Source organism: Anaerocolumna sp., assembly GCF_032079385.1.
GTDB lineage: Bacteria > Bacillota > Clostridia > Lachnospirales > Lachnospiraceae > Anaerocolumna.
The window spans coordinates 41,404-54,575 of record NZ_DAMAUC010000009.1; the positions used below are offsets into that span (position 1 = coordinate 41,404).

Annotated in this window: 12 protein-coding genes; 2 read left to right on the plus strand and 10 right to left on the minus strand. The window is 33.6% G+C overall.

The genetic code is table 11. From position 1 onward, the window contains the following. Positions 1-4 precede the first annotated feature (4 nt). The 4 genes from RT261_RS08975 to RT261_RS08990 are packed head-to-tail and all read right to left on the minus strand — an operon-like array spanning position 5 to position 3,492. Positions 5-1,057: a TAXI family TRAP transporter solute-binding subunit gene (locus tag RT261_RS08975; RefSeq protein WP_313131938.1), complete on the minus strand. Its 1,053-nt coding sequence runs from the start codon at positions 1,055-1,057 to the stop codon at positions 5-7. 53 nt (positions 1,058-1,110) lie between these two features. Then, positions 1,111-1,815, minus strand: coding sequence for an RraA family protein (locus RT261_RS08980; RefSeq protein ID WP_313131940.1), 705 nt, complete (start codon positions 1,813-1,815; stop codon positions 1,111-1,113). A 16-nt stretch (positions 1,816-1,831) separates the two neighbouring features. Further along, a complete protein-coding gene (locus RT261_RS08985; protein WP_313131941.1) occupies positions 1,832-2,560 on the minus strand; it encodes a PIG-L deacetylase family protein in 729 nt (242 codons plus the stop codon). Between the two features lie 47 nt (positions 2,561-2,607). Continuing rightward, positions 2,608-3,492 (minus strand): DUF6282 family protein, encoded by an 885-nt coding sequence (locus tag RT261_RS08990; RefSeq protein ID WP_313131942.1) that lies wholly within the window; start codon positions 3,490-3,492, stop codon positions 2,608-2,610. A gap of 405 nt (positions 3,493-3,897) precedes the next feature. On the opposite strand from RT261_RS08990, the gene RT261_RS08995 reads away from it, so the two are divergent. Next, a complete protein-coding gene (locus RT261_RS08995; protein ID WP_313131944.1) occupies positions 3,898-4,539 on the plus strand; it encodes a GntR family transcriptional regulator in 642 nt (213 codons plus the stop codon). A 130-nt stretch (positions 4,540-4,669) separates the two neighbouring features. Here RT261_RS08995 and RT261_RS09000 read toward each other — a convergent pair whose 3' ends face one another. Next, positions 4,670-6,004 carry an HAD hydrolase family protein gene (locus RT261_RS09000; RefSeq protein WP_313131945.1) on the minus strand — a complete coding sequence of 445 codons (1,335 nt, stop codon included), beginning with the start codon at positions 6,002-6,004 and terminating at the stop codon, positions 4,670-4,672. Between the two features lie 100 nt (positions 6,005-6,104). Further along, positions 6,105-6,947 carry an AraC family transcriptional regulator gene (locus tag RT261_RS09005; RefSeq protein ID WP_313131947.1) on the minus strand — a complete coding sequence of 281 codons (843 nt, stop codon included), beginning with the start codon at positions 6,945-6,947 and terminating at the stop codon, positions 6,105-6,107. Between the two features lie 257 nt (positions 6,948-7,204). Between RT261_RS09005 and dapA the strand changes: the two genes are divergently transcribed. Further along, on the plus strand, positions 7,205-8,071 hold the full coding sequence (gene dapA / locus RT261_RS09010) for a 4-hydroxy-tetrahydrodipicolinate synthase (protein WP_313131948.1): 867 nt from the start codon (positions 7,205-7,207) through the stop codon (positions 8,069-8,071). 82 nt (positions 8,072-8,153) lie between these two features. On the opposite strand, the gene RT261_RS09015 is transcribed toward dapA, so the two are convergent. The 4 genes from RT261_RS09015 to RT261_RS09030 form a co-directional block, all read right to left on the minus strand. Further along, on the minus strand, positions 8,154-9,530 hold the full coding sequence (locus RT261_RS09015) for a sensor histidine kinase (protein ID WP_313131949.1): 1,377 nt from the start codon (positions 9,528-9,530) through the stop codon (positions 8,154-8,156). After that, a complete protein-coding gene (locus tag RT261_RS09020) occupies positions 9,521-10,180 on the minus strand; it encodes a response regulator transcription factor (RefSeq protein ID WP_313131951.1) in 660 nt (219 codons plus the stop codon). Before RT261_RS09020 ends, RT261_RS09015 begins: the two co-directional genes overlap by 10 nt. 146 nt (positions 10,181-10,326) lie before the next feature. Continuing rightward, positions 10,327-11,175, minus strand: coding sequence for a TraX family protein (locus RT261_RS09025; protein ID WP_313131952.1), 849 nt, complete (start codon positions 11,173-11,175; stop codon positions 10,327-10,329). A gap of 115 nt (positions 11,176-11,290) precedes the next feature. Next, positions 11,291-13,057, minus strand: a complete 1,767-nt coding sequence (locus tag RT261_RS09030; RefSeq protein ID WP_313131954.1) for a Na/Pi cotransporter family protein — start codon at positions 13,055-13,057, stop codon at positions 11,291-11,293. Between the last annotated feature and the right edge of the window lie 115 nt (positions 13,058-13,172).

Here is a 13,172-nt window from a genome sequence, read left to right on the forward strand (position 1 = left end):
CTCTTTAATTAATAATACCGATTTCCTTAAAATATTTTGCAGCACCCGGATGAAGTTCTGCACTGGTAAAGGATGCTGTTACCGGGTTAATCTCATCACATACAATATGAGAACCACGGTACTCTTCAACATTCTCAAGGGCTTGTTTAACAAACTCATATACAACATCTTCAGGCAGGTCTTTGTTTACGAATATTTCTGTCATGATTTTAAATGTATTAATATCTTTGTCTGTGCCCTTATATGTTCCGGCTGGGATCTTATAAGGAATATAATATGATTTTTCAGAAGTAATTTTTTCTATAATTTTCTCGTCTACATCAACTAATGTTACATTACCAGTTGAAGTAGCACTAATCATAGCTGCCGTAGGAACACCTGCAACAAAGAAAGAAGCATCAATTTCACCATCTGTAAGTTTTTGCAGGCCTTCATCAAATGATAAATAATATGGTGTAATATCTTTCTCAGGGTCAATTCCATATTCCATTAAGATTGTTTTTGACATTTCTGTAATTGTTGTACTTGGCGGTCCAAGGCATACCTTTTTACCTTTTAAATCACCATAGGTTTCAATTCCAGAATCTTTCATAGTAGCAATTTGTCCTGCACTCATGTAAAGTGACATAACACCTGCAATATTCTGTACTCCGGTTTTTTCATACATATTTGTTCCGTTAGCAGCAAAATATACACCATCTGCATTTGAGAATCCCATTTGGATATCTCCTGTATTGGTGAGGTTTATATTTTCAACAGAGCCTTTTGAAGGCTGCGCAATTACATTTAACAGATCGGAATGATTATTGATTGTGGAAGCCATAGCTGCTGCCACTACATAATAAGTACCTGCGGTACCACCGGTTCCAATTACGATATCTGTCTTTTTAGCTGGTTTCTTTGTTTCTTCTGCTGCTTTTGTTTCCTCTGTATCTTTTGTTTCAGCGGTAGTTTCTTTGTTGTTACTTTCATTGTCAGTTGATTTCTTACATCCTGTAAAGATTACAGATGCGGTAAGTACACTTACTAATAAAATACTTACTAATTTTTTCTTCATATGATTACCCTCTCTTGTATAATAGTATTTGATACACCCTTAATGTAAATTATTTAAATATTCCCTAACATTTCTGTTACCCATGCTGGTGCTATATTAGGTAACTCTTTTCCCTGTTCCTTACATCTGGCATATTCTTCAATGGTTTCACGACGTTTTAATTCATAATCATTTTTTCCCTCCGCTTTCTCAAGAACTTCAAGAATACGTTCTCTGGGAATTACCGTTATACCGTCATAATCTCCCATTACCAAATCTCCTGGATTAACTGTAATGCCACCACAGGTAACCGGAACATTGATTTTACCAGGTCCTTTTTTGGTTGGAGTACGCTGCATAATACCTCTGCTAAATACAGGCAGTTCAAGTTCTTTCAACCCTTCTCTATCTCTAACAAAACCATCAATTACTATGCCATTAAATCCTATGGCCTTTGCTGCCGATGTCATAAGATCCCCCATGTAAGTTCTCTCTGTATAGCCTTTACCATCAACAACTAACACATAACCTGGTTTTCCCTGATAGATTGCAACATGGATTGGGAAATTGTCTCCATCTTCGGTTTCAACAGTACATGCTGTACCTACCATACGCATAGAAGATTCAATAGGCATTACAGCGCCATCCATACAACCATTTCTAACAACTCCAAGCCCTTCCATTCCATCACAGAGCTGAGCAGTACTAAGAGCCGATACACGCTTAATAATATCCTCGGAAAGTAATTCCGGAAGTGAATTATAGTCTTTTTTATTCATCTAGCTGCCTCCTTAATTAGTACAACTCCGGTCCAACCGTCGGAAAATAATTAGAAAAACTCTCAGCATATTTATATGTACTATTGCCGGATAACCTTCTCGCATGATTTCCACGCATAAATGCACGCTGAGTATAATATTCGATTAAATGACTTTGTGCCTTAAAACATTGCATTGCAGCTACTTTCTGCTCATACGCATCTGTAATATCAATAAAGCTTCCAGGTTTATAGTCACTTAATTCTGTTTGATGTGGTTCAAACCCAAATATTCTCATTTGCTTTGTTGTGTTTGTTCCATCGATTTTCACACCGTTTGAATTAGACATTACACTGCATCGAAATACAAAATCACTTACTTTATTATGATCCGGATTAAGAATATCAAAACGGTCATGAGTTAATATAATATCAGGCTGCATTTCTCTGATCTTATGAACTAAACGGTCTTCTAAGTCTCTATTAAATTCCATAGGATAGTCCTCTAAATCCCAGAATTCAATATTCTTTAGTCCCAGTATTTCAGCTGCTGCCATTGTCTCACCCTTACGGATTTCCTTAACAGATTCCGCTGTTGCATTGGGCTGCTTCCATAAATCATTGGATTCTCCCCGAACACCAAAGCTAAGTACAACAACACTTACCTCTGCACCTTCTTTTATATATTTTGCAATGGTACCACCTGAACGCCATACATAATCAGCTGCGTGGGCACTAATAACTAACATCTTTTTTCCTGCTATCATAGTGATATTCTCCTTTTGTAAATGATAAAATTATTTAATAAGTACAATTATCTAACTAGCATTCCAGGATTATCTACTGTCATCTTACGAACTTCACTTTCTGAAAATCCATTCTCATATAATCTGGTTGCAAAATCCAACAAGCCTTCATCCGGATATATAGCTGTTTTCTGTCCCAGGTCCGTGCTTAATATTACTTTATCTGCTCCCAGTGCTTTAATCTGCTCCAGAGTAGTGTTAAAGTCAATCTTGCCGGTAGCATAGGTGGTATAACAGTGTTCCATATAAGCACCGTATTTTGCAAGTTCTTTCTGTTCCTCAATGGTATAAAAAGTTGTAGGAAAATCAACATGAGTGATGATTATCTTCTCCACTTTACGTTCATAAGCAGCTTTAACCAGAGCAAATGTTTCCTCATGAGAAGAATGGCTGGTTGCAAGTATGATATTATTCTTTTCTATTACATCTATAACCTCATATACTTCATCTTTTAGTTTACCATTCTCATTTAACAATTTAATGGTTGGTGTATGTATCCCATCTTCTTTTAATTGAGTTATAATCTGTGCCCAGTAGGGAAGTTTCTTATTGGGATCACCATTAAAAACATGGGATAGTTCATATTCCGAATCACAAGTTGGAAACCATACAATCTTAGCTCCGGCACGTGCTGCCATCTCAACGGCAGTGGGATTAATTCCTCCTACCGAACTGTTTAAGGTAATTGCACCGAGTGCATTGCATTGGGGATACATCTTGTTCACCAGTGCAGCACGTTCTGCAGTACAGAAATAATGGGATTTAATCGCATAACCTGCCATACCTGCATCTATAATTCGCTGTGCCATCTCAATGTCATCCATCTTACGGGGAAGAACATCCGGAGCCGAATGAACGTGTAAATCATATGCACCTTTTATAAGGTCTTTCATTTTATTTCTCCTTCCATGTTGAATATTTGGGACGCATTATATATTTTCTTGCGTTTACAATATTGTTCAACAATATTGTTGTCATATATGATAAGTTCAGTATAGCACCGGGAAATATCTATGTCAATGGAAACATCAGGTTTTTTATATATTTTGTATATTTCTAATATATTTAGTCCTATTTGTTTGTGCATAGTGTGTTCTTTTTTGTGAAATTAATAATTATTGTTACTTATTTATCCATATTCTTACTTGACAAATGGGAATATCATGTTATTATATTATTATTAATATTGTTTAACAATATTGTGACATTTTGTTTATCAACATAATTAAGATTATCTTGTTTTGTGATTATATGATTATCAAATTAATAATACATTTTTAACAGAGGAGTAGCAGCCTATGGCAAATCAAACAACTGAAGTATATAATTCATTAAAGAATAAAATAATTAAAGGGGAATACTTTCCATCGGAAAGCCTTCCGGAGCAGGAACTATCCAATCAATATGGGGTCAGCAGGAATACCATAAAAAAAGTCTTACTTATGCTGGAAAAAGAGCGGCTGGTTACTATTGAATTAAATAAAGGTGCGAAAGTGCGTTCCTATTCTTTAAGTGAAGTATTGGAATTCTTAGAGCTAAGAGCCTGTCTTGAGGGATTTATAACAAGAAAAGCAGTCCCCGCGATTACAGATGAGCAGATTACTGAATTAGGTAATATACTTAAGATTATGAAAGGGCATTATGACAACCAGCAGCTTTTGTTATATTCTCAGAATAACCAACTATTCCATAATATTATATATACCGCTTGTCCTAATAGAACTGCTGTAGAGATGACAATTAATCTGAAAAACCAGATGAGTAAATACAACACAAAAACAATTTTAGTTCCGGGCCGGGATAGTCAATCCTTTGCAGAACATTCAGCTATCTATGATGCCATAAAGAATAGGGATCCCGAATTAGCGGAAGCCCTGATGGTAAGACATATCAGTAATGTTAGAAAAACTTTTGAAGAAAACTATACTTTGTTATTCTAAGAAAGTATATAAATCTTATTTGTGAAATTGATTACTTAATTTGAGTTAAAATCTCAGATATGAAAAAGAAATATTATATGCAAAAAGGACAGTCAATCTATAATAGTTTGACTGTCCTCTTTGCATAATATTACTTTGTATTTTCTTTAAATTTAGATTCGCATATTTCTTTCTTCTTTTTCTTCCAGATAAAAGGTTCATATATTTCTTTCATCCTTTTAACTACCGTATTCTGATTGCTATCCTGTACTAAAACATCATACTTTCCCGGAACAGTTCCGAAAGTTATAGTTTTTTCCAAGCCGGTTATGGCTTTTAATTCAGAAAGCATATCTTCTTTGGAAGCATCTTTGTGATATATATTTAAATAAGCATATCCCGGATAATCCCTGGAAGTGCTTTGCACCATGCGAATGTCTTCCCCTATCGGAAGCTCCTGGATTCTCCCACAGACTTTTGTTATCCGTTCCTGTTTACAGATACACATTATTTGAAAACATTCTGCCTCATTTCCTATACTCCCTTTTATAAAATTACGATGGGGTGAAGTTCTTCGTTCATGATACTCTTTTTCTTCCACCTGCTGAAAGAATTCTTCATAATATATCATTAAAGTTTCTTGCAGCAATGCAGTAGTAAAACAGCAGATCTTTTCTTCTCTTAAAAGTTCTTGTATGGATTTCACTATTTCTTTATCCATTATCTTTTTTCTTAGAATTTCTTTCTTTTCCACATCGTATAAAACTGCCCCATGAAAGGCAATGACCGGTAGTTTTAAAGGTACTTCCTTTACAAATTCCATTACCTCGGCAATAGTTTTTTCTGTGAATATGGTAAAATTCGCTCCCCGTTCAATCATTCGGTTTAATTCAACCCTGCTGTATGAAGGAACTTCTTCTTTATCGTTGAGCAACGTCTCCTCCAATTCGCTGACAAACAATATGCTGTTGTTGTATCTGCGGGGCAATGAAATATGATTTACCATAATGGATACTCCAACTCCTATAAGGGTATCCAACACACGGTTTAGAACAAACAAATAGGGATTGCTATCTGTTAAATGGTTTACCGTAATACTCAAAAATACAACCCCTGAAAAGAAGGAAACTGCTTGCTTCTTTAAAAGGACTGATGTGTATATAACAGGAATAACAGAAGCAGAAATAAATAAATACTTCCACAATATAGGTGTATCTTTTAGTACATAGGTATTAATCACTAAAACAATACATCCCCAAAAAGCCCCGTTAAAGGTACCAAAGGTCCGGGCTTCTGCATTACTTTTACTGTTTCCTATGTATGTTTCCATACAAAATATAGCTGCAATTGCAGAATAAAATGGAATTCCTTTCTGGCCTCTCAGTATGTATATAACAAGGCAGATAAATACGGCCATGGCGGTCTTTACCATTCGAAGGCCAACGGGCATTATTCTAAACTTTTTCTCTTTACTTTGGGAAGACATAAGTAAACTCCTTATTCTTTTAAAATAGGTACTAAATTAATCTCCAATACCTTAAACTAATAGGTATTCTAACCGTGCATACAGGGCTTGTCAATATACATTAATCAATAAAGGGAACATTTTTTGGCATAGTGTTATAAGCCTTTTTAAAAGCTCTGAAAAATGAAGAATAATTCTTAAATCCGCATTGATAGCAGGCCTGTGTAAGGGAGCTTCCATTTTGGACAAGGTTTTTGGCCAATAACAGCCGCTTTTCCGTAATATATTTTCCAATGGTATAGCCTGTTTCTTCTTTGAAAAAATGCATTAAGTAATATCTGCTTAAATAAAAATATGATGATAATGTATCAATGGTGATATCCTCCGTAAGATGTTCATTGATGTAATCTATAATCTGCAGAAGTTTTTCATTTCCAACCACAGCATCAAGATAATTAATGTGATTGGATATAGCAGTTCGGTTTAGATGGATCATAAATTCCAAAAACAATATTCTTTGATACAGCTCTTTGCCATAGGCATTATCCGAAAATGAATACTCCAGTTCCTGACATACCTGATAAAGCTTACTTTTATCAAGAGCAGGTATTCTAAGTACATTGGAATGCTCTTCTTTAGCACGCTCAAAGCAATACTTTAAATCATAATCTTTATCGGAATAAGTATTCAGAAACTTAGTTGAAACATATATTATAACTCTTTCATAAGGCGAACTATCCAATATGGAAGGTCTATGTATTTCTCCCTGATTCACAAGAATAATATCATAGGGCTTTAGTAAATAATCCTTCCCTTCTATGGAGTAATTAATATTTCCACTTAGAAGAATCATAATCTTATTAAAATCATGGTAGTGATAATTAAATTCTCTTTTCTCTCTATCCGTAATATGAAACATTTTATAATCGTTATTCAAATATCCGGTTTTTTCAACGTCGTTCATATTAACCTCATTTCTGACAATTAAGTGCTTCTTAATGATAAGGAGGATTTGTGTACCAACACAAATTTCCTGGTTGAAAATCTTATTGTTCAACCTGATTTCAAGTTCCGATACTTAACATTTTTAAACTATAGATAATTATACAGCACTATTTGCAATATGAAAAGCATTATAATGCTATTTTTATAGAATTCTATTATGTAAAATAGTATTAAAGAATAAGATGCATGTTATATGGAATTCAGGAGGATATTTTTATGCAGATGACTGGTGTATGGTTACCGATTATAACCCCATTTAAAGATAATAAACTTGACTATCCGTCATACGAAAGATTAATCAATCATTATACAGAAAAAGGAATTAGTGGTTTTATTCCATTGGGTACCACAGGGGAAAGCCCCGTGTTAAGTGATTATGAGTTTGAAGAAATGATTGAGAAAACTATGGAATATAATAAGAACCGTCTGCCTGTTTATATCGGTGTCGGTGGAAACTGTACTTCACAGGTAATTAAGAAAATTAGAATTACTGAATATTATGATATAAAAGGAATCCTTTCCGTTTGTCCTTACTATAACCGACCAAATCAGGAAGGTATATATCAGCATTTTAAGAGTATTGCCGAAGAAACACCTTTAAATATTGTAATGTATAATATTCCTTATCGAACAGGTGTGAATATGGAAAACGAAACGGTACACAGACTTTCTGAGATAAAGAACATAGTAGGACTAAAGGATTGCAGCGGTAATATAAAACAAACGACAGAACTGCTGATGAATCCTCCTAAAGATTTCTCTATTCTTACCGGAGAAGACATATTATTCTTCTTAACCCTTACTATAGGCGGTCAGGGAGGAATTCTTTCTTCTGCGCATTTAAAGACTGAGAAATTTGTGGAAGTTTATAATAAGATAAAAGAAAATGATTTAGAAGCTGCTCTGCAATTATGGAAGCCTTTATATGAATTCATTCCATTATTATTTAAAGAACCAAATCCGGCTCCTGTTAAATATTGTTTAGAAAAGCTATCCCTGATAGATTCTGATGAAGTGAGACTTCCTTTAACACCGATATCCGCTCAATTGAAAAAGGAAATAAATCGTGTGATTTTAAAGTAAGAAATAATAAAATATAGATATTTAAAATTTATTTAAAAGGCCATCTACCGGCATAACTATTGCTGATAGATGGCCTTTTCATTTATACTCTTTCATTACTTTCAGGGAGAACTGCTTTAAAAACAACCACAGCCCCTGTTTTATTCGGTTTATTGTAATAAGTTACGCTGCCATTATATTCTTCCGCAACATTACTGGCAAAATACAACCCCAGTCCATAATGTTCTTCATTTCGTTCTGTCTTATCTGTGTAAAATTGATCTTTAGCATACTTTAATGACTCATCGGTAAAGCCTTTACCATAATCTTCAATTGAGATAACAAGCTTATTATTTTGATACTCACAATACAATTTAATGATTTTTCTAGAAGCAGTGTATTCTATTGCATTCTTAATAAGGTTTAGTATGGCTCTTTCCAGCAAATCTTTATTAAGAGCAATCTCTGCCTCTAATGTTTCGTTTTGTGTTATAAGTTCTATATCTTTTAAACTGCACATAGCTTCGCTTTCTTTAATAATATCATTTAAAAGTGCAGTTAATGTAGTCTTTTCTTCATTTCCTTTTGTTAAATTATCCTTTGTTTCATCAATCAATAACTTGATATATCTTTCTATTTTATCCGAGTTACCATTGATGATATGAGCCAGTTCATATATTTCAGTTATATTATCCTCTTCCAGGATAAGTTCCGAATTGCCTTTTATAACGGTAAGGGGAGTTTTAATGTCATGTGCAAGGGCAGAGATATTACTCTTTCTTTTCTGTTCCGTTTCCCATTCCATTTTTAATGATTGTGATAAAGCAGCTTCCATATCATAAAGGGATAATAAGATTTTATTAAACTCATTAATCTTGGAGGTTTTTCGTTCCATATTAAGTTCTCTGTTTTGAATCTGACCTATTTCTTCAAGTACTGGCTTAAGTTCTTTTTTTAATTTCCTGCCAAAATGCAATGCACTATTTATAACAATAAGAATAAAAATTATAAAAAATAAGATTAAATACATCATCTCAAACTTAGGGAATAGTTTATGCAGCATGGGGGATGAAAAATGTGCGGAAATATCGTACTGAACAACACAATATTCGTTGGCTCTTTCAAGCAATATAAATAGATTATTATTCTTTTTCCCATCTTTGATGAATTCTTTTGCATCATCTATAATGTCTTCACTGAAATTACCTGTTAAATAATTTTCGTCTAAATCAAATAATCCATACTTACAAGTAAATGGTATTAAACCTTTATCAAAAGGCTCACTTTTAGAAATTACATCTTTATTCATTCCAAGATAATGTTCGGAATAATTTGCAGGTAAAATAAAGCCACTGTTGATTGCTAAATTAAGCAGTAAAATAAATGCAAAAATCTCAATAAGAATACAGGCAGAAAGCCATAATAATTGCTTTAAAAAAAGCCAAAAAAGTGTAGTTGATTTATTTTTTTTTAATTCCATTTGTAGCCTATCCCCCAAACGGTTTCAATGGGTATTTTACCGCATGATTTCAGTTTCGCTCTAATGTTTTTTACATGCTCTCTTATTGCAGTACAATCGCTTTGAAAATCAAACCCAAATACCTTCTCAATTATCTGTTCCAGAGAAAATACCTGCCCTTTATTTTTTACTAAGAACTCACATATTTCATATTCACTTTTGGTTAATTTAATTTGTTCCTCATTATAAAATAATATTTTTTCTGAAACATCAAATATAAAATTATCACTTATAATCCGGTTATGATATTCTCTTTTCTCACGTCTTAGATGCGCATTTACTCTGGCTCTAAGTTCAGCTAAGCTAAATGGTTTCTTTATGTAATCATCAGCGCCAGCTGCAAAGCCTTCTGTTAGGTCTTTATCCATAGTTTTGGCAGTTATAAAAAGAATCGGACAATCAACCATAGCACGAATTTCTTTGCAAAAAGTAAATCCATTTTTTTTAGGGAGCATTACGTCAAGTAAAATTAAATCATATTTAGAAAGATTGCCTTTATTTATAGCTTCTATATTATCCAGAATATCAACTGAGTGATTATCCTTTTCAAGTGCTTTTCTTATGATTGTTAAAATCTGAACATCATCATCAATTGCAAGTATTTTTGACATATTACTTCCCACCTTTACCTGGTCAGTATACCTTATAATCTAAAAATTGTCCAAAACTCTTTTTTCACTGCTGCATGAACTTTCATTTATACACCTGTCTGTTCACAAAAATGCCAACTCAGGATACAGCTTTAATTATACTTTCATTAATGCATCTGCCTGTTCAAAATCAAGTACAGTACAAATGACAACCCATATAGAATATAAACATGTGCAGGATAGAACCAATAAAATAATTTTTTACTGCCATTACCCCTCTGACCGTTGTACATCAACATCAATAAAGCTGAAAAGGCTCCCATCCATTCAAATGCAACTGTAAGCAAAAGTTCCATAGTAACACCGGGCATAGTTACAGCGGGCATAACCGCATATAATAAAATTGTCGAAATAAAGAAGACAAGTGCCTGCCACTTACGGTTTTTACGAAATAAATACATGAGAATGCCCTGCAGAATAAAAAAGGTACCTCCATCGATAATCCAACTATGTAATGGAAGGATGGAATAATGCAAAATACTAATGATAAACCACGCACCTGGCACCCTGCTGCCAACAAATAGTGCAAAATATGGAAGGATTATTGGTATAATAATAGCCAATAGACCTTTCACCCACTGTTTTTGTGCGCACCAATCAAATCCCTGTAAGATAATTAACAATATGGAAAAGGTAGCAAGCATCTGATTTTGGGGGTAAAATCCATCCGGTCTGCTAAATCCAAATTGCATAATTGAAAATTGTATAATTCCCATAGCAACAGCAATGGTATAAATTTGTAAAAAGTATTTCTTACGGTTATGAGTATGCGTAAATCCTTCAATGATACAAAATAGAAATAAAGGTGCAGATAACCGTCCCAACATAGAAAACCATATTGGTACTTTTCCTGTAAATTCAAAGAAATAATGGATATGGTCTAATACCATAAGAAACATTGCTATGTATTTTAGCTGAAATCCAGTAAGTCCTTTTTGTTTTATTATTTGATCCATCATAAAACTCCTTTCATATTTAATATAAGTATAATTGCTAAATATAAGGATTTTATAAGGATTAAAAAAAGGCACTATCATTTTAAAATGAAAATGCCTTGGCTTATATTTAATTTTATGGCAATTGATAAAGCTTTTTCACAGAATAATAATCCTCTTTAAATCCTTTATTATCCTCATGCTTTAGTACATCTAAATATTCATGTATATCAAAGTCTTCCATGCTTAGTTGTATAACATCAACCGCAATGTTAGAGCAATGATCGGATACTCTTTCTAAATTAGTTGTAATATCAGAAAGTATAAAACCTAATTCAATGGTACACTTTCCTTCCATAAGCCGATTTACATGTCTTTTCTTAATTTCATTATGCAAATAGTCAATAACCTCTTCTAAAGGTTCAATTGACTTAGCCGTTTCAACATCACTATCCGCGAAAACGGTTACTGCCTTATCCATAATATCTGTAACCGCTTTGATAAATACTTCTAATTCCTGCCCGGCTTCTTTAGAAAAGCTAATTTTCTTCTCTCTCATCTCTTTTGCTGTCTGGGTGATATTTAAAGCATGGTCAGAAATTCTTTCAAAGTCCCCAATACAGTGAAGTAATAATGATAATGTTTTACTATCCTCATTAGAAAGATACCTGCTGCTTAATTTAACCAAATAACTTCCTATTGCATCTTCGTATCTATCTACTCTATTTTCTGTCGAAATTATCTTCTTTGCTATTTCTTCATCATATTTTGTTAATAATCCTATGGAAGATAAAAGAGCTTCTTTCGAAATTACAGCCATTTTATCTGCCATGTCCTTACAAAGTTTAAGGGCATAGGAAGGCGTTTCTAAAAAGCGAATATCAAGAGTTTGAAATTCATTTTCTTCATTTGCTTCTTTCTCATCTTTACCATCCCTGATGGTTTTAATGGCAAGCTTCTCAAGCAAATTGGAGAAAGGCAGTAAAGTGATAGTAGCCGCTATATTAAATGTACTATGAACCACTGCAATTCCCGCAGGACCTGCAACTTCTCCTAATACACTAAAATGCATAAACGAATTCAGTCCATAAAATACAGCCATAAATAGAACGGTACCAATCAGGTTAAAATACAAATGCACTGCTGCTGCTCTTTTTGCGTTCTTATTGGCTCCAATACTGGATAAAATAGCGGTAATACAGGTTCCTATGTTTTGTCCCATTATGATAGGTAAGGCAGTACTATATTTAACCGCACCGGTTAAACACAATGCCTGAAGAATACCTACAGAAGCTGAAGAACTTTGAATAATAGCTGTAAAAATCGCACCTGCTATCATTCCAAGAATCGGGTTGGAAAATGCAGTTAATATATTAGTAAATGCAGGTAGTTCTGACAAAGGTTCTACTGCACCACTCATCGTTTCCATTCCAAAAATCAATATAGCAAAACCAATTAAAATCGTTCCTATATTTTTCTTTACTTCTTTTTTTGAAAACATTAAAAATGCAATACCAATTGCAGCTAATACCGGTGTAAAAGAGGAGGGCTTTAAGAATTTAATAAAAAGATTATTACTTTCTATTCCTGCTAAACTTAAAATCCATGACGTAACCGTCGTTCCTATATTGGCACCCATAATAACTCCAATTGCCTGTGATAATTTCATAATACCGGAATTAACAAAACCAACTACCATTACTGTAGTTGCCGATGACGATTGAATAACGGCTGTAACGCCTGCTCCAAGTATGACAGCTTTTATCTTGTTTGAAGTAAGTTTCTCAAGAATTGCTTCTAATTTTCCACCGGAAAGCTTTTCAAGACCTTCTCCCATTGCATTCATTCCGTATAAGAATAAAGCTAGTCCACCAATCAATGTTAATACACCAAAAATATCCATTTTTTATCTCCTCTTTAAACACCATCAATCTAATTTCATACATCTCAAGATTATTAAGTTCCTGTAAAGTCTATACTAATGTTTTGTAAAGTTTTTGTAAAGTTTTTAATTATAA